The 20,260-nt window shown below is 67.0% G+C and carries 17 protein-coding genes and 1 pseudogene; 5 read left to right on the top strand and 13 right to left on the bottom strand.

Translation table 11 applies throughout. From position 1 onward, the window contains the following. Nucleotides 1-48 precede the first annotated feature (48 nt). The 5 genes and pseudogenes from wspR to ACTJJX_RS08970 all read right to left on the bottom strand — a co-directional run. Nucleotides 49-1,092 (bottom strand): Wsp signal transduction system regulator diguanylate cyclase WspR, encoded by a 1,044-nt coding sequence (gene wspR, locus ACTJJX_RS08990; protein WP_003103734.1) that lies wholly within the window; start codon nt 1,090-1,092, stop codon nt 49-51. Between the two features lie 107 nt (nt 1,093-1,199). After that, on the bottom strand, nt 1,200-2,207 hold the full coding sequence (gene wspF, locus ACTJJX_RS08985) for a Wsp signal transduction system protein-glutamate methylesterase WspF (protein ID WP_003119328.1): 1,008 nt from the start codon (nt 2,205-2,207) through the stop codon (nt 1,200-1,202). Next, nucleotides 2,204-4,513: a Wsp signal transduction system sensor histidine kinase WspE gene (gene wspE, locus ACTJJX_RS08980; RefSeq protein WP_003103736.1), complete on the bottom strand. Its 2,310-nt coding sequence runs from the start codon at nt 4,511-4,513 to the stop codon at nt 2,204-2,206. Before wspE ends, wspF begins: the two co-directional genes overlap by 4 nt. Beyond that, nucleotides 4,510-5,199: a chemotaxis protein CheW gene (locus ACTJJX_RS08975; RefSeq protein WP_016852521.1), complete on the bottom strand. Its 690-nt coding sequence runs from the start codon at nt 5,197-5,199 to the stop codon at nt 4,510-4,512. The genes wspE and ACTJJX_RS08975 overlap by 4 nt, the downstream gene beginning before the upstream one ends. After that, nucleotides 5,192-5,590: pseudogene (locus ACTJJX_RS08970) on the bottom strand (tetratricopeptide repeat protein); the annotation flags it as partial. The pseudogene ACTJJX_RS08970 and the gene ACTJJX_RS08975, both read right to left, overlap by 8 nt. Before the next feature lie 316 nt (nt 5,591-5,906). Here ACTJJX_RS08970 and ACTJJX_RS08965 point away from each other — a divergent pair. The 3 genes from ACTJJX_RS08965 (at nt 5,907) to ACTJJX_RS08955 (ending at nt 9,658) form a co-directional block, all read left to right on the top strand. Beyond that, a complete protein-coding gene (locus ACTJJX_RS08965; protein ID WP_003159430.1) occupies nt 5,907-7,769 on the top strand; it encodes an NAD(P)/FAD-dependent oxidoreductase in 1,863 nt (620 codons plus the stop codon). Nucleotides 7,770-8,092: 323 nt separating this feature from the next. After that, nucleotides 8,093-8,734 (top strand): two-component system response regulator TtsR, encoded by a 642-nt coding sequence (gene ttsR, locus ACTJJX_RS08960; protein ID WP_003092560.1) that lies wholly within the window; start codon nt 8,093-8,095, stop codon nt 8,732-8,734. A gap of 120 nt (nt 8,735-8,854) precedes the next feature. After that, nucleotides 8,855-9,658, top strand: a complete 804-nt coding sequence (locus ACTJJX_RS08955) for a hypothetical protein (RefSeq protein WP_016253060.1) — start codon at nt 8,855-8,857, stop codon at nt 9,656-9,658. A 78-nt stretch (nt 9,659-9,736) separates the two neighbouring features. Here the strand turns inward: ACTJJX_RS08955 and ACTJJX_RS08950 are convergent, their stop codons facing one another. Then, entirely contained in the window at nt 9,737-11,437 is a 1,701-nt protein-coding gene (locus tag ACTJJX_RS08950; protein WP_016852519.1) for a WG repeat-containing protein, read from the bottom strand. A gap of 210 nt (nt 11,438-11,647) precedes the next feature. Here ACTJJX_RS08950 and ACTJJX_RS08945 point away from each other — a divergent pair, with 210 nt between their 5' ends. Continuing rightward, the gene (locus tag ACTJJX_RS08945) at nt 11,648-11,989 is read left to right on the top strand and encodes an FKBP-type peptidyl-prolyl cis-trans isomerase (protein WP_003092567.1); all 342 of its coding nucleotides are present in this window, start codon (nt 11,648-11,650) and stop codon (nt 11,987-11,989) included. Between the two features lie 98 nt (nt 11,990-12,087). Here ACTJJX_RS08945 and ACTJJX_RS08940 read toward each other — a convergent pair whose 3' ends face one another. The 3 genes from ACTJJX_RS08940 to ACTJJX_RS08930 form a co-directional block, all read right to left on the bottom strand. Then, nucleotides 12,088-13,329 (bottom strand): MFS transporter, encoded by a 1,242-nt coding sequence (locus ACTJJX_RS08940; protein ID WP_003159429.1) that lies wholly within the window; start codon nt 13,327-13,329, stop codon nt 12,088-12,090. 147 nt (nt 13,330-13,476) lie between these two features. Then, nucleotides 13,477-13,638: a MexR antirepressor ArmR gene (gene armR, locus ACTJJX_RS08935; protein WP_003100689.1), complete on the bottom strand. Its 162-nt coding sequence runs from the start codon at nt 13,636-13,638 to the stop codon at nt 13,477-13,479. 7 nt (nt 13,639-13,645) lie between these two features. After that, nucleotides 13,646-14,071, bottom strand: a complete 426-nt coding sequence (locus tag ACTJJX_RS08930) for a hypothetical protein (RefSeq protein ID WP_003100688.1) — start codon at nt 14,069-14,071, stop codon at nt 13,646-13,648. Between the two features lie 204 nt (nt 14,072-14,275). Here ACTJJX_RS08930 and nalC point away from each other — a divergent pair, with 204 nt between their 5' ends. Beyond that, a complete protein-coding gene (nalC, locus tag ACTJJX_RS08925) occupies nt 14,276-14,917 on the top strand; it encodes an efflux system transcriptional repressor NalC (protein WP_003109635.1) in 642 nt (213 codons plus the stop codon). Nucleotides 14,918-14,929: 12 nt separating this feature from the next. Here the strand turns inward: nalC and ACTJJX_RS08920 are convergent, their stop codons facing one another. From ACTJJX_RS08920 to recJ, 4 genes are all read right to left on the bottom strand, one after another. Then, entirely contained in the window at nt 14,930-15,280 is a 351-nt protein-coding gene (locus ACTJJX_RS08920) for a hypothetical protein (RefSeq protein WP_003100685.1), read from the bottom strand. Nucleotides 15,281-15,468: 188 nt separating this feature from the next. After that, on the bottom strand, nt 15,469-16,575 hold the full coding sequence (locus ACTJJX_RS08915) for an NADH:flavin oxidoreductase/NADH oxidase (RefSeq protein ID WP_003100683.1): 1,107 nt from the start codon (nt 16,573-16,575) through the stop codon (nt 15,469-15,471). 169 nt (nt 16,576-16,744) lie between these two features. Further along, on the bottom strand, nt 16,745-18,241 hold the full coding sequence (gene lasB, locus ACTJJX_RS08910; protein WP_003113835.1) for a M4 family elastase LasB: 1,497 nt from the start codon (nt 18,239-18,241) through the stop codon (nt 16,745-16,747). A 286-nt stretch (nt 18,242-18,527) separates the two neighbouring features. Further along, nucleotides 18,528-20,243, bottom strand: coding sequence for a single-stranded-DNA-specific exonuclease RecJ (recJ, locus tag ACTJJX_RS08905; protein WP_003100681.1), 1,716 nt, complete (start codon nt 20,241-20,243; stop codon nt 18,528-18,530). Between the last annotated feature and the right edge of the window lie 17 nt (nt 20,244-20,260).

The raw sequence follows: 20,260 nt of genomic DNA, 5'->3' as shown, positions 1-20,260 counted from the left end.
CGGCCTCTATTTAATGCCGGCCGGCGACGCATGGCCGCCGCGCGCCGCTCAGCCCGCCGGGGCCGGCGGCACCGGCTGTTCCATCAGGCCGACCTGGTTGCGGCCATTGTTCTTGGCCTGGTAGAGCGCCTGGTCGGCCATCTCGATGAGAACCCGGAAGGTTTGCCCGCCGCCGCCCGGCACCAGGGTGCTGACGCCGATGCTGACGGTCAGGTGCGAGCCCGGGCGTGGCTGGTCGTGGCTGATCTGCAGGCTCTCCACCGTGCGCCGGACCTTCTCCGCCAGCAACCGTGCGCCGCCCGGCGAGGTGCCCGGGAGGACCATGGCGAACTCCTCGCCGCCGTACCGAGCCGCCAGGTCCGAGGACCGACTGCAGCCCTCGCGGATGGCCCCGGCGACCTGGCGCAGGGCCTCGTCGCCGGCGACGTGGCCGAAGGTGTCGTTGTAGCTCTTGAAATAGTCCACGTCGATCATCAGCAGCGACAGTTGCGACTGCTCGCGCAGCGAGCGGCGCCACTCCATCTCCAGGTATTCGTCGAAGTGACGACGGTTGGAGAGCCCGGTCAGGCCGTCGGAGTTCATCAGCCGCTGCAGCACCAGGTTGGTCTCCAGCAACTGCTGCTGGCTCTCGCGCAGCGCCCGATAGGCCTCGTCGCGTTGCTGCAGGGCGATGTACGAACGCGAGTGGTAGCGGATCCGCGCCACCAGCTCGATGGCGTCCGGCAGCTTGACCAGGTAGTCGTTGGCGCCGGCGGCGAACGCCGCGCTCTTCACCGTCGGCTCTTCCTTGGTCGACAGGACGATGATCGGGATGTCGCGGGTCGCCGGGTTGCCGCGGTAGGCAGCGAGCAGCGTGAGGCCGTCGACGCCGGGCATCACCAGGTCCTGGAGGATCACCGTCGGCTTGATCTGGTTGGCCACCGCCACCGCCTGCTGCGGATCGGAACAGAAGTGGAAGTCGATGCCCGCCTCGCTCGCCAGCGAGCGACGCACAGCCTCTCCGATCATGGCCTGATCATCGACAAGCAGTACCATGACCGCGCCGTCCAGAGGGGCGCCCAGGTCGGTCTTGCTCTCATGAGGGTTGTGCATGTTTCTCTCCGGGACCGGGGCCCCTCGTATCAAATTGAATGCTGTTCCACGCACCGCCGCGGCGGGCGCCGGCGCCTACCCTGGCGCCTGGCCGGACTCGCGCCCGGCTAATTGAATACCTCCGCCAGGCGCGGGGCGATCTTTTCCAGGGAAAGGATCTGCACCGCTGCATCGATCGCCGCCGCGGCCTTCGGCATCCCGTAGACCGCGCAACTGGCCTGGTCCTGGGCGATGGTGAGGAAACCGCGCTCGCGCATCTGCTTGAGGCCCTGGGCGCCGTCGCGGCCCATGCCGGTCAGCAGCACGCCCACGGCATCGCCACGCCAATAATTCGCCACGCTCTCGAAAAACACGTCGATGGACGGCCGGTAGACGAAAGAACGCGGTTCGGCGGTGTACACCAGCGAACCGTTGCGCAGCAGGCGGATGTGATTGTTGGTCCCCGCCAGCAGGATCTGCCCCGGTATCGGCGGCTCGCCATCGCGCGCCAGGCGCACCGGCAGCTTCGATTCGCTGGCCAGCCATTCGGCCATGCCGGCGGCGAAGACCTCGTCGACATGCTGCACCAGCACCACCGCGGCATTGAAACTGGCCGGCAGTTGCTTGAGCAACACCGCGAGCGACGCCGGACCGCCAGCCGAGGCGCCGATCGCCACCAGACGCTGGCGCGCCCCGCCGGCCTTCGGCGGCACCACCTGGACCTTGCCACGGTTATCGCGCTGGCCAATCAGCCAGCCGACGTTCTGAATCTTGCGCAACAACGGCGCCGCCGCCGTTTGCGGGTTGCCGATGCCCAGCGCCGGCGTGTTCACCGCATCGAGCGCCCCATATCCCATCGCTTCGAAAACCCGGTGCACATTCTGCTCGATATCGACGGTAACAATCACGATCGCGCAAGGACTTTCCGCCATGATCCGACGAGTTGCCTCGACGCCGTCCATCACCGGCATGAGCAGGTCCATCAGCACCACGTCGGGCGTATCGGCGGCGCACTGGGTCACCGCCTCGGCACCGTTGCTGGCGACCCAGACGATCTGGTGCTGCGGCTCGAAGGCCAGCGCGCGGCGCAGCGCCTCGACGGCCAACGGCATGTCATTGACGATTCCGATCCTCAACCCTGTGCTTCTCCGATCAGGACGACGACGGCATCCAGCAAGGCCTCATCGTGAAAACTGGCCTTCGCCAGATAATAGTCGGCGCCGGCGTCGAGACCGCGCCGACGGTCCTCCTCACGATCCTTGTAGGACACCACCATCACCGGCAGCGACTGCAGGCGGCTGTCGCGACGCACCAGGGTGACCAGTTCGATACCGTCCATGCGCGGCATGTCGATATCGGTGATGAGCAGGTCGAAATGCTCCGAGCGCAGGGCGTTCCAGCCGTCCATGCCATCCACCGCCACTGCCACGTCGTAGCCGCGGCCGAGCAGGAGCTTGCGTTCCAGCTCACGCACCGTGAGCGAGTCGTCGACCACCAGGATGCGCTTGCGTTGCGCCCCGCCGGCCTGCCGCCGGCTGCGATCGATGCGCTCCAGGCGGCCGCTGCTGAGCAGCTTGCCGACCGAATGCAGGAGGTCCTCGACGTCCAGGATCAGCACCGGCGAACCGTCGTCCAGCAAGGCGCCGGCGGAAACGTCGCGCACCTTGCCCAGGCGCGGATCGAGAGGCATCACCACCAGGGTACGCTCGCCGACGAAACGCTCCACGGCAACGCCGTAGACCGCATCGCGGTCGCGCACCACCACTACCGGGATGGCCCCTTCGGTGCGGCTGCTCTCGGGCCGCTGCAGCAGTTGCGCAGCCGAGACCAGGCCGACATGGCGCCCCTCGTACCAGAAGTGCTGGCGACCTTCGAGCTGGACGATCTCCTCCGCTTCCAGCTCGCACATGCGCTCGATGTGCGCCAGCGGGAAGGCGTAGGCCTCCTCGCCGATCTCCACCACCAGGCTGCGCACCACGGACAGGGTCAGCGGCACCTCGACGTGAAACAGCGCTCCCTGCCCCTGGCGTTGCTCCATGCGCACGCCGCCGCGCAACTGGCGGACCATGTGCTGCACGGCGTCCAGTCCGACGCCGCGACCGGACACCTCGGTGACCTGCTCGCGCATGCTGAAGCCGGGCAGGAAGAGAAACGCCAGGAGTTCCTCCTCGCTCAGTTGCGCCACGGTCTCGGCGGTGGCGAACTGGCGATTGAGCACGGTCTCGCGCAGGCGCTGCAGATCGATACCGCCGCCGTCGTCGCTCAGTTCCAGGACCAGCATGCCGGCGTGGTGGCGGGCGCGGATGGTGATCCTGCCCTCGGCCGGCTTGCCGGCGGCGAGGCGGGTTTCCGGCGCCTCGATACCGTGATCGACGGCATTGCGCAGCAGGTGGGTGAGCGGCGCTTCGAGTTTTTCCAGGACATCCCGGTCGACCTGGGTGCTTTCGCCCTCGACCAGCAGGCGCACCTGCTTGCCCAGCGAGCGGCCCAGGTCGCGAACCATCCGCGCCTGGCCGCTAAGGACGTCGGCGAATGGCCGCATCCGCGAGGCCAGCGCCGCGTCGTAGAGCACCTGGGCACGCTGGCCGCCCTGCCAGGCGAACTCGTCGAGATCGGCGATGTGCTGCACCAGCATCTGCTGGCATTCGCCAATCAGTTGCCGCGCCTCGCCGAGCATGGCCTGGGCCTGCGGGTCGAGGGCGGTTTCCTGGACCGTCTCGCGTACCACGTCGAGCGCGCGGCTGGCGCTGGACTGCAGGCGACGCAGGCGTTGCAGGGAATCGGCCAGCGGCTTGATGCGCTGGAACTCCACCAGCGACTTGCTGGAGATATCCAGCAGCCGGTCCAGGCGTTCGGCGGTGACCCGCAGGACCCGGCTGCGGCGCTCCTCGGCCTGTTCGCCGCCCGCCTGCCCGGCGGGCTCCTCGTCGTTGTCGTCGCTGGCGGCCGCTGACGCCGCTGGCGGCGCCTCGGGGACCGCTTCCGGCAGACCGGGAGTCGTCGCCGGCAGCTCCGCGCGGGCCAGCGGCAGGCCGCTGCGCACCAGGCCTTCGAGGCGCAGCACCAGGCCGTCGATCTCTTCCCGCCCGGCGCCTTCGGCCCAGCCTGCGTCGCCGGCTGGCGGGGTGCCGATACGCAGCAACAGGTCGCAGCCCTGGAGCAACGCATCGATATGTTCCGATTGCAGGAGCAGGCGTCCGTCCTGCGCCTCCACCAGGCAATCCTCCATGACGTGCGCCACGCGCACGCCGGCGTCCAGCCCGACGATCCGCGCCGCGCCTTTCAGCGAGTGCGCGGCGCGCATGCAGGCTTCCAGTTGGTCGGCCTGGGTCGGGCTGCGCTCCAGCGCCATCAGGCCGGCGTTGAGCACCTGGGTCTGGGCCTCCGCCTCGAGCCGGAACAGCTCGAGCAGGGACGCGTCTCTCATCTGGTCCGGGGTCATGCCAGGCTCCGCGCTACGGCTTGCAGGAGAGGGCCTTCGTCGAGCAGGGTGATGCTCCGCTCGCGCCATTGCAGCACGCCGGCCACGTGCCGGCGCGAGGCCTGGCCGTCGGCGTGGTTGGGCGGCAGTATCCGCGCCAGCGGAATCGCATGGATGCCGTCGACTTCCTCCACCGGCGCCACCACCGGACCGCCGGCGGCGGAAATGATCAGCATGCGCGGAACCACCCGGCGCTCGCTGACCGGCGCGGCGCCGGGTTCGAGATCCAGCAGTTCGCCGAGGGAAAGGCAGGCGACCAGCGCGCCGCGCACGTTGGTCACCCCTTGCAGGGCGCGCGAGCGCTGGTGCGGCAGGGAATGGATAGGATTCATCGGCGCCACTTCCACCAGGCTGCCGGTGGCCAGGCCGAACCACTCTTCGCCCAGGCGGAACACCAGGATCGAACGCGTCTCGCCGAGGTCGCTCTGTTCGCGCTGGCTGTCCATCGTTTCGGCGCTGTCGAGCTGGTCCTGGCGCAGGGCGATGCGGTCCAGCAAGTAGGTCGCCGCGGCAGCGTAAACCTCGCAGTTGCGGCAATGGACATGCTCGGCCAGGCGTTCGCAGGACTTGTCGCCATGCACGCCGATGCGGTTCCAGCAGTCATCCACCTGTTGGGTATCGAGCAAGGTCAGGCTCGCCTCAGCCATCTTTGTTCACTCCACGGGCCGCACGTTGCTGCAGGCGCCGGGCGCCGGCATGGTCGCCGCGAGCGGCGAGCAGCGCCGCCAGGTGCGCCAGCGCCTCGGCGTGCTGCGGCTCCAGGTACAGGGCCTTGCGGTAGAAATCCTGGGCTTCCTGCTCCTGCCCGGCGACATCGCTGAGCAGCCCGAGCCAGTAGAAGACCGTGGCCGACGGCCCACGCGCGGCCAGTTGGCGCTCGCAGGCGGCGCGCGCCTCGCGGTGCTGGCCGGCATCCGCCAGGCGGGCGATTTCGTCGAACTCGCCGACGGGACTGGCGAGGGGCTGGCCGCTGGCTGGCGGAACCAGGCTGGACAGCCGCTGGCGCGGTTTCGCCGGTGGCGGCGGCGAAGGCCGAATACCTCCAGGACGTTCGGTAACAACCGGATTCGACCGACTCTAGCCCTTCGCGTCCGCGCTGCCCGCCGGGAGTTTGCTTCGAGATATTGCCGGCCTCCCCGGACACCGTGGTAAAGCGCGACACATGTCACATTTCTCCAGATAGAGGCCTAGTGCCAGCAGAAAGCCCTTCGACGCGCCGGCATGGCCCTCTAAACTCCGCGCCCGCCCGCGACTGCGGGTCGGCGTCCGACGCCAGCCGCTCCGCGCGCATTCGCAACAGCAATCTGTGAACATGGCTCCCCCGAGCCACCCACTGCCTCGCAAAGGACTTCCCATGACCATCTCCCGCCGCGACTTCCTGAACGGCGTAGCCCTGACCATCGCCGCAGGCCTGACCCCCGCCGAGATCCTCCGCGCCGCCCCCGGCGGCCGCTACTATCCGCCCGCGCTCACCGGCCTGCGCGGTAGCCATCCGGGCGCCTTCGAAGTCGCACACCAGATGGGCTGGGAGAAGAAGACCTTCGATGTCGACCACCTGCCGATCGAAGAGGAATACGACCTGGTGGTGGTCGGCGGCGGCATCAGCGGCCTCGCCGCCGCCTGGTTCTATCGCGAACGGCACCCCGCGGCGCGCATCCTGGTCATCGAGAACCACGACGACTTCGGCGGCCATGCCAAGCGCAACGAATTCCAGGCCGGCGGGCGCACTATCCTCGGCTACGGCGGCAGCGAGTCGCTGCAATCGCCGAACGCCCTCTATAGCGAAGACGCCAAACACCTGCTGAAACGCCTGGGCGTCGAGCTCAAGCGCTTCGAGACAGCCTTCGACACCGACTTCTACCCCGGCCTGGGCCTGTCCCGCGCGGTGTTCTTCGACAAGGCCAGCTTCGGCGTGGACAAGCTGGTCAGCGGCGACCCGACGCCGATGGTTGCCGACGAGGTCCCCCGCGATCGTCTCAATGCCCGCTCCTGGCGCGCCTTCATCGGCGACTTCCCGCTGAGCCGCGAAGACCGGGAGGCGCTCATCGCGCTGTACGAGTCACCTCGCGACTATCTTGCCGGCAAGAGCGTGGAAGAGAAGGAAACCTACCTGGCGAAGACCAGCTACCGCGACTACCTGCTCAAGAACGTCGGGCTCTCGGAAACCTCGGTGAAGTACTTCCAGGGCCGCAGCAACGACTTCTCTGCCCTCGGCGCCGACGCCCTGCCGGCGGCCGACGCATACGCCGCCGGCTTTCCCGGCTTCGACGCCCTCGGCCTGCCGCAACCCAGCGAGGAGGCCCAGGCGGAAATGGACGAGCCGTACATCTACCATTTCCCCGACGGCAACGCCTCGCTGGCTCGGCTCATGGTGCGCGACCTGATCCCCGCGGTGGCGCCGGGCCGAGGCATGGAGGACATCGTCATGGCCCGCTTCGACTACTCGAAGCTGGACCTCGCCGGGCACCCGGTGCGCCTGCGCCTGAACAGCACCGCCGTCAGCGTGCGCAACCGCGCCGGCGGCGTCGATGTCGGCTACAGCCGCGCCGGCCACCTGCACCGGGTACGCGGCAAGCACTGCGTGATGGCCTGCTACAACATGATGGTGCCGTACCTGCTGCGCGACCTCTCCGAGGAGCAGGCCCACGCGCTGAGCCAGAACGTCAAGTTCCCGCTGGTGTACACCAAGGTATTGCTGCGCAACTGGCAGGCCTGGAAGACCCTCGGCATCCACGAGATCTACGCGCCGACCCTGCCCTACTCGCGGATCAAGCTGGACTTCCCGGTCGACCTCGGCAGCTACCGGCATCCACGCGACCCGCGGCAGCCGATCGGCGTGCACATGGTCTACGTGCCGACCACCCCGAACGCCGGCATGGACGCCCGCACCCAGGCTCGCGTAGGCCGCAGCAAGCTCTACGCGATGAGCTTCGAGCAACTGGAAAAGGACATCCGCGACCAGCTCCAGGCCATGCTCGGCCCGGCGGGCTTCGACCACCGCCGCGACATCACCGGCATCACCGTGAACCGCTGGTCGCACGGCTACTCCTACTTCATGAATACCCTCTACGACGACGAGGCGGAAAGCGAAGCGCTGATGGAACTGGCGCGAAGCAAGGTCGGCAATGTCGCCATCGCCAACTCGGATGCGGCCTGGGATGCCTACGCCCATGCCGCCATCGACCAGGCGGTGCGGGCAGTCCGCGAACTGGGTTGAAGGACGGCGACGGCAGCGGAACCCGCGCTGCCGTCGCGCCCTTCCGATGTCCAGCAAGACTGACAGAAATGTACTGACAGCGATTTCAACCCCTACTCCACGAAAGCCGTTCAAAGACCCTATGTTTCTCGGCCTCCCCTCGAAATAACCTAGGGAAAACACATAGGAAATTTCCTACTAGCATTCAGAAAAGTCCTGATTAAACCGACAGACACCATCGCTAGAATTCGAGCCCGTCCGGAGCTGCCTCCTGGCGGATTATCCGCCTGCCGGCGTTGCCGGTAGCCGCTGCGGAAACCTCCACCTCGATCGGGTTCGATTTCATGAAAACACGCGTCATCCTCGTCGACGACCACGCCCTCACCCTGATCGGCATGCGCTATCTGCTGAGTGCGTACGACGACCTGCGGATCGTCGCCCAGGCCCAGGACGCCGATGGCTTGCTGGCGCAGCTCGAAGCGCACCCCTGCGACCTGCTGATCACCGACCTGATGATGCCCGGCAGCCAGCAGGCCGACGGCTTGCGCCTGGTGCAGAAGGTCCGGCGGCGCTATCCGGACCTGCCGATCATCGTCGTCACCATGCTCGGCAACCCGGCACTCGTTTCATCCCTGCTCAAGCTGGGCATTCACGGCCTGGTGAGCAAACGCGGCATGCTCGACGATCTGCCCAAGGCGATCCGCCACGCCGGCCGTCGACCATTCATCTCGCGCTCCATCGCACACCTGCTGGAAGTGGGCGAAGCCGAGCACGGCAAGCCGCTGGCCAGCCTCGAACAACTCACCCCGCGCGAAGTGGAAGTGCTGCGCCTGTACGGCAGCGGCCTGGCGGTCGGGGAAATCGCCATCCGACTGTGCCGCAGCAAGCAGACCATCAGCGCGCAAAAGAGCAGCGCCATGCGCAAGCTTGGCCTGGACAGCAATGCCGGACTCTTTATCTACATCCGGGAAAACGGCCTGGCCTGAGCAGCGCGGCCGCGATATGTCCGCCCCGCCAGCCCGCGTCGCAAGGTCCGCGCAGCCGCTAGAATGTCCCGCAGCGCCGGGCGTCTTCCGTGCCCGCCTCCACCAAAGGACTCTTTTCACATGGACCGTAACCGCCGCCTCTCCGCCCGACTCTGCCTCCTGCTGCTGGGACTCGCGAGCCAGGCCGAAGCCCGCGAACCGCAGCCCTGCGCGTCGCGACTGCTTGACGCCGTAGCCAGGCAGGTCGGCCACGATGGCTGGATAGCCCCTTCGTACGAATCTTCCGGTCCGTTCCTCGCCGTGGCCTGCAAGCCCTGGCCGGACGACCCCGCGCAGACGGTGATCGCCATGGCCTACCTGGATCCGGGCGACACCGCCGTGGAAGGCGAACGCCACCCGCATCTGCTATTGGCCAAGGCCGACAGCCGCAGCGGCAGGCTGCTCGAACGCTACGACAGCGACTTCGAAGAAGACGCGTCCGTCGCCGTCGGCAGCGACAGCCTCTGGCTGGACACCGCGCGCTATCGCCTGAGCCCGACGGTGCGCGCCTTCGGCGTGGTATTCCATAGCGTGGCGCGTGGCGCCAGTTGTCCGGAAGCCGGCTTCGACAACCTGCTGACCCTGGTGGTGCCGGCCGGCGAAGGCAAGCTGCGGCCGGTGCTCAATACCTACCTGGATCAGTGGAGGACGCTGAAAGGCTCGGTCTGCTCCGCCGAGCCCGGGTTCGAACAGGAAGTCTCGCACCTGACCCTGGAACTCGGCCGCGGACGCTCCAACGGCTTTGCCGACCTGGTCGTCACCTCGCGGGTCAGCGACGGCGAAACGGAGAACGGCAAACCCTTGCGCACGGTGAAGCGCACGCTGCGCTATGACGGCGAGCGCTACCCGTTCGAGGAGTATTCGGACTTCTGGCACCGCCAGTGAGGGAAGGCCGTGGCCAGCAGCCACGGCGAAACAGCGGAACCGCGCGCCCGCCGCAAGGGGCGGACGCGCCCGGGGAACTCAGCTCTCGCTGGTTTCTTCGCTCTCTTCGGCGGGCTCCTGCTCCGGCTCGCCTTCGTCGCCCTGCTCCTCGTCCGACTGGCAATACGGCGTCGGGTCCTGCGGCCAGATCGCCTTGCCATTGCCGTCGAGCAACTGTTCGGCGCCGCAATCGGTGGTGGCCACGGTGAAGCGCGGCTTGCCGTTCAGGTCGTACAGTGCGCGCAAGGTTTCCGTCGCCTCGTCGCCAGTGCCGCTGACTTCGTAGCCCAGGATGTAACCCTGCTGCGGATTCACCTCCAGCTTCTGCCAGAGCGCCGGAACCAGCGTGCGTCCCTGGCGATCGAGCAACACGGTGTGGGCAGCGTTGTCCATACCGTCGAGAGCTTCCAGGAAACGACCGTCATACGCAGACTGGATGCTGATCAGTTCGCCCGGCTCCAGCAGCATCTTGCCGCTGCGGTCCATCAGGCCCACCACCGGCACCTGGCTTTCCGAACCCATGAAGCTGACGGTCTTCTGCGGCCCGCCCTTCTTCGCCACGACGAACAGGTCGTTGCCCAGCGCGCCGATCTGCGCATAACCCGGCTTCACCCACTCGCTGCCTTCGTCGAGGTTGAAGATGCCGAAGTCGGCGCTGAACAGGCCGGTGCTCACGCCGACGGCAGCCAGCCCGGGCACGTCGACGGTGTAGCCAAGCGCGGTGAGGCCGGCGCTGTCGGCCGAATCGTACTGCGGCTGCACCTTCCAGGCGCCGCTGCGATCGATCAGGCCGTACTTGCCCGACGAGCCATCTTCCATGCGCTGCTGGGCCAGCCCGCCCTGCTTGCCGAAGGCGCCGCAACCGGCGAACTGGGCGGCGATCGCCACCTTGCCCTGGTAGTCGAGGTAGCCACAGGGGCTGTCGTACTTCTCGCGGAACGCGACCAGGCCGTTGGCCGGGGTGCCCAGGTAATCGTAGCTCTTGCCGTCACCGACCACGTCGCCCTTGGCATCCACCAGTTGGGAGCCCTTGCCGATGACGCTGGCGCTCATCACGCCGTCGTGGAGGTCGCCCAGGCTCTCGTAGGCCACGGCCTTCTGTTCGCCGGTAGCGAGGTTGATGATCCACTTCTCCTCGCCACGCTCGGCGCTGATCAAGCCGCCGTGTTCGGCGACGCTGCCGTTGACCAGGGTGGTGTCGTAGAGCGCCTCGGTGAGCTGCTTGCCCTTGGCATCGAGGATGCCGCGCTTGCCATCGATCTCGTAGATGATGAATTCGTTGGCACTGTTGGGGTAGATGTCGTCGAAACGCGGCGCCTGGACTTCCTTGCCCTGGCCGTCGACCACGCCGTACTTGCCATCGCGGACGAAGCCATAGAGGTTGGGGGTGAGCAGCGACAGGGCTTCGCCGATATCGTCGCGCAACACCTTGCCGTCCTTCGCCTGGATCAGGTTCCAGCGCTCCTCGCGCGCCGCCATCAGGGTGCCCTGGTAGGCGCTGGCGACGATATTGTCGTAGTCGTTGTCGAACGGCACGAGCAGCTTGGCGTCCTGGTCGATCACCGCGCACTGGCCGTTGAGGCATAGCGGGATGCTCAGTGCAGCCATGCTCGGTGCGGCCGGTTGCGGCGCGACCGCCGCAGGCTTCGGCGCATCGTCGCCCTGGTTGCAGGCGCTGAGGAGCAAGGTGGAAACGGAGACGGCGAGGGTGTTGCGGCCGATACGCGACAGTCTTTGCATGCGGATATGTTCTCGTATGATCCCTGAGATATGTGTCCAGCCGCGATGCGCGCGACATCGCGGAACGCGGTAGCCTTCCCGACGGAAAGGCGCGGGCATGATGCCCGTGCCGCGGACCGCCTGGCAATGCCCTGATCCGTCGGCTCGGCGACAGGCGGCGCGCTTGCTGGCAGAATCGCGGCTTTCCGCAAACCGCGCAGGTACCGCCCCATGAACGACCGACTGCAGATCGAAGACCTCCTCCTGGGCGACGGCAAGGAGGTAGTGAAGGGTGCGCTGATCACCACCCAGTACAAGGGCACCCTGGAAGACGGCACGCTGTTCGACTCCTCCTACGAGCGCGGCCGGCCATTCCAGTGCGTGATCGGCACCGGACGAGTGATCAAGGGTTGGGACCAGGGCCTGATGGGCATGAAGGTCGGTGGCAAGCGACGGCTGTTCGTCCCTTCCCACCTGGCCTACGGCGAACGGCAGGTCGGCGCGCACATCAAGCCCCACTCCAACCTGCTGTTCGAGATCGAACTGCTGGAAGTGCTCACCCGCGACGACTGAGCCGAGGGACGGCGGCGGCCTCTGGCCGCCCGTGCCGAACCAATGCGCAGGACGAATAGTCGCTCGGCTACCCGCCCTGCACGAAGCCGGTTTCTCTTCTAATCCGCGGGGCGAGCCGCGGAACCCGTGGCAATGGCGCGAGGCAGGCCGTCCAGCGCACGCAGCAGGCAGAACCCCAGGACGGCCCCCGCCGCGCCCGCGACCAGCATCAGGCCGATCGCGCCCGACCAGTCGAAACGGCTGACGATCAGGCCGATCAGCAAGGGGCCGATCACCTGCCCCAGGTAGTTGCCCTGCATTACCCAGCCGATGGCCAGTGGCGTCAGCGAAGGCGCGGGCGAGGCCAGCGGCGCGGTCGCCAGCACGGTGGTGGGGAGCATGCCGGCGACCGCCGAGAAGACGAACCCCAGCGCAATCGCCAGGAGTCCCGGCGTCGCGGCATGGAAGAACGCCGCACCGGTGAGTCCCATCAGGATCGCGGTGCTCGCCAGCAAGGCGCCGGGACGTATGCCGCGGGAAAGGATGAAGCCCGCCGCGACATTGCCCAGGGCGTTCGCCGCGACGATGGCCGCGCCGATGAGTCCCGCAGTCTCCAGGGCGACGCCCAGGCGCTGCATGAGGAACACGGGGAGGAACGTCATCAGGGCGAAGAACTGCAGGTTGTAGGTGGTGAAGCCGAGCGCCAGCAGGGTGATCGCCGGAACCTTGAGCAACGTGCCAAGACCGGCCGGCCTCACGCCTGCCGCCCTGCGCCCATCGTCGGCAGGGACGCTGAGCGGCAGCAGCAGCGCCGCGACCAGTACCAGCAGTGCGCTCAGTTGCCAGTCGGCGCGCCAGTCCGCGAGCAGCGGCCCGAACAGCATCGAGAGGGCGATTCCGCCTGCCATGAAGGTGCTCCACAGACCGAACACCACGCTGCGCCGCGTCTCGCTGGTGATCCTGTGCAACACGGCGGGCGCCGCCACTACCACGATGAGGAAACCGAGCCCCTCGACGAAGCGAGTGGCAAGCAACCAGGCGAAGTCCTGCATCGACGCACCGAGCAGGCTCGCCCCGCCGAGAATCGCCAGCCCAACGGTCAGCAGCCGGCGATCTCCCCAACGACGCACCAGGAGGCCGGCGGCGATGCCGCCGAATACGCCGACGAACGGAAAGGCGGACATGATCCAGCTCAGCGCGGCGAGGTCGCCGCCGAAGCTCCGTTGCAGCGACGGCAGGGCGATGGTCGCCTTGCCGACATGCAGGGCAGCGGCGATGCCGGCGAAGATCACATTGGCAACTGCCAGCCATCGCGGGCTGGCCTGGGGGTGCGGACGAGCGAGAGTGGACGGGCTATCCATCGTTGCCTCCGGGCATGGAGTGGCGCCCGGCAAGATCGCCAGACGCTCTGCGCGGATTCTGATAGCTCAAGTTAACTTGAGGTAAAGAGCCCAGGAATCAAACGATGTGTTCCATCGCCCGCACCAATGGCAATCCGGCACGCCCGCTCAGTAGAAGTGCTCGCCGTAGAGGTCCCAGGCATTGCGCCGGGCTGCCCGGCGCAGCTGCTCGGTGTAATCCCGCCGGCCGACGGCGGATCGTCCCGAGCTGGCAGCGACAGCTTCGGTCTCGGTGCGGGACGGTTTGTTGCGCGGAGTGTTCAGGGACATGGCGGCGTCACCAGTTCATCCCCGTCGCCGGCCCGCTCAGCAGTGCCTTCGCCATGCCGCGGGCGGACGCCAGGTCCGGCGCCACGCTCACCGGCGGGCCGTAGACAGCCTGCAGCACCGGCGCCAGTTGCTGCAGGTCGGCGAGGTTGTCCGGCTGGCCGTTGGCACTGAGCAGGATGCCCCGGCAATGCTCGACGAAGCGCTGGCGATTTTCCTTGAGCCACAACACCAGGCGCTTGCGCGCCTGCTGGTCGCCTTCAGCTGTTTCCTGCGGGAGCGGCGGATAGACCAGGGCGAAATCGCGCTCGACGGCCAGCAGCGCCTCGACCTCCTCCAACCAGCGCTCGACATCGGCCAGCTCGCGGGGCATCTCGCGGACCTGGACCAGGGGAAAGGCATCGATATCCAACAGGCTCTTAGCGGGGGCATTCATGGGGGGACTCCTGCGGGGAGGCAAGGCGGAGGAATGAGCGGAAGTGCTTGCCAAAACAGTACTGTACGATACAGTTCTTAAATGACCAGCGTCAACCCTAACGAGAAACGCTCTCAGCAAACCGCCTGGAGGCTTGAACGGACCGTCCCGACGGCCCACCATGCGCACCTTCCGACCGCCACCCCGCGAGGCCCGATACCGCTCATGAACGATGCTTCTCCCCGTCTGACCGAACGCGGCAGGCAACGCCGCCGCGCCATGCTCGACGCCGCTACCCAGGCCTTTCTCGAACACGGTTTCGAAGGCACCACCCTGGACATGGTGATAGAACGGGCCGGTGGTTCACGGGGGACCCTGTACAGCTCCTTCGGCGGCAAGGAGGGCCTGTTCGCCGCGGTGATCGCCCACATGATCGAGGAAATCTTCGACGACAGCGCCGATCAGCCGCGCCCCGCCGCCACGCTGAGCGCCACCCTCGAGCATTTCGGCCGGCGCTTTCTCACCAGCCTGCTCGATCCCCGCTGCCAGAGCCTCTATCGCCTGGTGGTGGCGGAATCCCCGCGGTTTCCGGCGATCGGCAAGTCCTTCTACGAGCAGGGGCCGCAGCAGAGCTATCTGCTGCTCAGCGAGCGACTGGCCGCGGTCGCTCCTCACATGGACGAGGAAACGCTCTACGCGGTGGCCTGCCAGTTTCTCGAGATGCTCAAGGCCGACCTGTTCCTCAAGGCCCTCAGCGTGGCCGACTTCCAGCCGACCATGGCGCTGCTGGAAACCCGCCTCAAGCTGTCGGTGGACATCATCGCCTGCTACCTGGAACACCTGTCGCAGCGCCCCGCGCAGGGCTGAGCGACGCGCCGATCAGGCGGAGGGCGGCAGCGCCTGGCCCGGCAGTTCGGTGAGGTGGATCTCGGTGACCAGGGGTTCCTGGCGCGGCAGGGTACGTTCGAGCAGGGGTGAGAAACGCGCCAGCGCGCCGATCAGGTCCCACTGGGTCTCCAGGGCGGCCCCCAGCTCCGAGAGTTCGTTCAGGACCCGATGACCGACCCGTTGCAGGCGTGGCTCTTCGCTCTGGCTGAGCTCCACCGAAAGGTGCGCCAGCATGGTGGTCATGTTGTTCATGTTGCGTGTCGCCAGGACCAGGATATTGGCCAGCAGGGCGACATCGCTGTCAGGCAGGGAGGCGTGGGGAGAACCGGCGTTGGCGTGCATGCGAGCATCCTTTCTCGAAGTGCGGTCCGGAGCGAACGTCGCGGGAGAATAACATCATATTGCCATTACGCAATATCTCCCACGAAACGCTCAGGTTGATTTCCTGATGCCAGGCAGACCGCCAAGGTCGGCAAAGGTTTCCATCAGGTGGGCCGCCAGCGCCTCGCCGCGCCGACGGCCCCGACGGCTCACTGCATTTCCAGGGATTTGCGCGGCGGCGTGCTGCGATGAGCGGCTCGCAGGTACTGCGGCGGCCAGGGCATCTGCTCGTTGCGCAGTTCGTCGGCGGCGTGCAACGGCCAGTACGGATCGCGCAGCAGTTCACGGGCAAGCAGGATCAGGTCGGCCTGACCGGTGCGCAGGATATGCTCGGCCTGCACAGGCTCGGTGATCATGCCCACCGTGCCGCTGGCGATGCCGGCTTCCTTCTTCACCCGTTCGGCGAACTCGGTCTGGTAGCCCGGTCCTACCGGGATTTCCGCATTCGCCGCGGTACCGCCGGAAGACACGTCGATCAGGTCCACGCCCAGGTCCTTCAGGCGCCGGGCCAGTTCCACGGTCTCGTCGGGGTTCCAGCCATCCTCCACCCAGTCGGTGGCGGACAGCCGCACGAATAGCGGCAACTCTTGCGGCCAGGCCTTGCGCACCGCGGCGGTGACCTGCAGAAGCAGGCGGATGCGGTTCTCGAAGCAGCCGCCGTACTGGTCGCGACGCTGGTTCGACAGCGGCGAGAGGAACTGATGCAACAGGTAGCCGTGGGCCGCATGCACCTCCGCGACCTTGAAGCCGGCAGCCAGGGAGCGCTCGGCGGCGCGTACGAAGGCCTGCACCAGCGCCTCGATCTGCGCCTCGCTCAGGGCCTCGGGGGTCGTGTGCTGGGGATCGAACGGGATCGCCGACGGCGCCACCGGTATCCAGCCGCCGTCGCCGATCGGCACGCTGCCGTGCTTGCCCAGCCACGGCCGCCAGGTACTCGCCTTGCGCCCGGCGTGGGCCAGCTGGACCCCGGCGACCGCGCCCTGGGATTCGATGAAACGGGTGATGCGATGCAACGGCTCGACATGCGCGTCGCTCCAGATGCCGAGGTCGTCAGCGGTGATGCGCCCCTCGGGCAACACCGCGGTGGCTTCGACTATCACCAGGCCGGCGCCGCCCACCGCGCGGCTGCCCAGGTGCACGAGATGCCAGTCGTTGGCCAGGCCCTCCTGCGCCGAGTACTGGCACATGGGCGATACGGCGATGCGGTTGGGCAAGGTGATTTGACGCAGGCTAAGAGGCTCGAACAGCAGACTCATGGCAGGACTCCCGGTCGGTCTTGGAATAAGTGCTCACACCTGAACTTTAGACCGGGTTCGCGGAGGCCAACGGCCCAAGCGACATAAAGCAGCCGCCCTCCTGGCGGAAGACGGCTTGAGCGACCCCGACCGGCATTCCTTCCTGGAGTGCCGGCCGGGACCACCGAGCTTACAACGCGCTCGGGCAGGTCACGCCGACGGTGCTGAACGCCCGGGTGACGTCAGCCGCCGAGTAGTTGCGGTTCTGCGCCGAGCGAATCACCCCGCAGGCGCCGCTGTTGTAGTTGCTGGTGGCGGTCCAGTAGTAGCGGTTGGCGTCGACGAACACCTCGAAGGCCTTGCGGGTATCCCAGCCCGGCGAATTGGCCAACAGGTAGAACGCACGGTTGTACACGCCGCTGGAGTGGTGCACGTCGATGCCGTTGTAGTACTGCGACGCGTTGTCGATGGATCGCCCGTCGCGGCTGGGCTGGTCCATGTAGCGCAGCGCACCGCTGCCCTTCTTGATGTCGTAGCCGATCAGGAAGTCGTTCTTGCCGCGCATATAGAACTCGGCAGCCTCGCCGGCCATGTCGGAGAACGCTTCGTTCATTCCGCCTGATTGCCCGCGGTAGATCAGCCCGGAGTTCTGCTCGGTGAAGCCGTGGCTGACCTCGTGGGCCGCCACGTCCAGCGACACCAGCGGATAGAACATGGTGGCGCCGTCGCCGAAGAGCATCGCCGTGCCGTCCCAGTAGGCGTTCTCCACGCTGCGCCCGTAGTGCACCTTCATGTACAGCTTGTGGGTCAGCGGGCTGGTGCCGAACCAGTCCCGGTACAGTTTGAACACCACGCCGCCGAAGAAATGCGCGTCGTTCAGCGGCGAATAGGCGCCGTTGACCTGCTTGTAGGTGTTGGTCGGGCAGGCGAAGCGGAACGGCGTGGTCTTGCTGTCGTCGGTGCTGCTGTTCATGTCGACGGTGATGACGTTGCCGTCGTCCATCTCGCAGCGGTCGTTGACGATCAGCGGACCGTAGTCGCTACCGTAGGTGTACTTGCCGATCTTCTGGTTGCCGCCGGGGCCGCCCGCCTCGGCGTGGGCCAGGCCTTCCCACTGATCGAGCACTTCGCCGGTCTTGGCGTCGATGACGAAATGCGGCCGCGACAGTCCCTCGCCGGGAATCAGGTAGGAGACGTTGTAGACCAGTTGGGCGATGTTGTTCTCGCCCAGGCGGATCACCAGTTCCACTTTGTCATTCTCGGTCTTGCGGCCCTGGGCCTTCAGGCTCTTGGCCTGGGCCAGCACCTGCTCGGCGGATACCGCCGCGGTGGTGCTGCCCGGCAGGTCGGCAGCGATGTTGGCGACGAAATGGCCGCTGCGCTGCGCCGCCACGCTCTTGCCGGGACCCTTGACTTCGGTGATGGCTTCGCCGACCACCCGTACGCCGTTGTGGAATTGCTCGTAGCGGGTGACCTGCTTGCCGTTGGGCAGGGTCGTGCTGCGGATCGCTTTCAGTTCGTCGGCACCGCCAGCGCCGACCGCGGCTTGCAAGGTGACCGGGCCGGGCGCGCCCTGGGCAGCCTTGCTGGGGAGTTTGGACACGTCGATCAGGTCGGCGGCAAAAGCGGCCGGCGAAACACCCATGATCGCAACGAACAACAGGTCAAGCGTAGAAACCTTCTTCATCTTGTTCAGTTCTCCTGGTTTTTTCAGGCCGAAGTACTCGGCCGACGCTTACCGCCGCCTTGTGGGCTGATCGGAACAGCCGTATCAGTCCTTCGGGTAGAAGGAACTGCACTCCCCTGGCTCGGTCCCGTTTTCGACGGTGCTTTCGTGTACCAAAAAGAACCCGCGGCCAAACCTGCCAGAACTGGCAGGTAGCCTTGATTTCGCCGGAAATCTGTATGTTTTCGCTGGAATAGCTAGCAGAAAAGCAGGTGGCAGCTAGGTTGCCCCCAGCTCCGGGACGCGCTCAGCGAGGGGCCATGTGGACGATCATCAGTTGCACGCTTTCCTGGCCGCGGAATTCGTTGACGTCGAGCTTGTAGGCCAGCTCGGCCCAGCGCACGGTAGGGTTGGGCCACTGCTCGCGGTCGATGTTGAAGGCAATGCCATCCAGTTGCAGCGAGCCGCATTCGCTTTTCAGCACCAGCTTCAGGTGACGCTCGCCGACGATCCGCTGCTGCACCAGCTGGAACACCCCGTGGAACATCGGCTCGGGAAAGTGCTGGCCCCAGGGACCGGCCTGGCGCAACGCGCGCGCCAGCTCCAGGTGGAACTCCTGGATGCTCAACTGGCCATCGGAGAGCAGGCGCCCGGCCAGGTCCTCCTCGGCCAGTTGGCGGCGTACTTCGGCATCGAAGGCGGCGGAGAAAGCGCCGAAGTTTTCCTGCGGCAACGATAGTCCGGCAGCCATCGCGTGGCCGCCGAACTTGCTGATCAGCCCGGGATGACGGGCGGCTACCGCGTCCAGCGCGTCGCGGATGTGGAAGCCGGGAATCGACCGTGCCGAGCCTTTCAGGCTGCCGTCGCCGGCATCGGCGAAGGCGATGGTCGGCCGGTGGTAGCGCTCCTTCAGGCGCGAGGCGAGGATTCCGATCACGCCCTGGTGCCAGTCGGCGTCGAACAGGCACAAGCCGAACGGCAGTTGCTCCAGGCTCAGCTCCTTGAGCTGCGCCAGCGCCTCGCGCTGCATACCCTGCTCGATGGCCTTGCGGTCCTGGTTCAACTGGTCGAGCTGCACCGCCATGTCGCGGGCCAGCGCTTCGTCGTCGCAGAGCAGGCATTCGATGCCGAGGGACATGTCGTCGAGCCGACCCGCCGCGTTCAGGCGCGGACCGAGGATGAAACCCAGGTCGGTGGAGGTGATCCGTACCGGAGGCCGCCCGGCCACCTCCAGCAGCGCGCGCAAGCCCGGCCGGGCGCGGCCGGCGCGGATGCGCGCGAGGCCCTGGTGGACCAGGATGCGGTTGTTGGCATCGAGCGGCACCACATCGGCGACGCTGCCCAGCGCCACCAGGTCGAGCAGCTCGGCGAGGTTCGGTTCCTTCAGCCCGCGCCGGGCGAACCAGTCCAGCTCGCGCAGGCGCGCCCGCAACGCCAGCATCACATAGAAGATCACCCCGACCCCGGCCATGGCCTTGCTGGGGAATTCGCAGCCCGGCTGGTTGGGGTTGATGATCGCATCCGCCGCCGGCAGTTCCGGGCCAGGCAGGTGGTGGTCGGTGACCAGCACCTTGAGCCCCGCGGCTTTCGCCGCCTGGACGCCGTCCACGCTGGAGATGCCGTTGTCCACCGTCACCAGCAGGTCGGGACGCTTCTCCAGGGCCACGCCGACGATCTCCGGGGTCAGGCCGTAGCCGTACTCGAAGCGGTTCGGCACCAGGTAATCGACCCAGGCCGCGCCGAGCATGCGCAGGGCCAGCACGCCGACGCTGCTGGCGGTGGCGCCGTCGGCGTCGAAGTCGCCGACGATGAGAATCCGCTGGCCGCCCTCCAGGGCGTCCACCAGCAGCGCCACGCCCTCTTCGATGCCTTTCAGCCGCTGGTAGGGAATCAGCCGCGCCAGGCCCTTGTCCAGCTCCTCGGCGCAACGCACGCCACGAGCCGCGTACAGGCGCGCCAGCAATGGCGGAAGGTCGCCGAGATCGGGCAGGGTTTCGGGCAGGGGGCGGGGTTCGATACGCATCAGGTCACTCGTTCGGC

The sequence above is a fragment of the Pseudomonas sp. 22490 genome (genome assembly GCF_052044465.1).
In the GTDB taxonomy this organism is placed as follows: domain Bacteria; phylum Pseudomonadota; class Gammaproteobacteria; order Pseudomonadales; family Pseudomonadaceae; genus Pseudomonas; species Pseudomonas aeruginosa.
The sequence above is the reverse complement of the archived record's forward strand: the minus strand, read 5'-3'. Positions and strand labels throughout refer to the sequence as shown.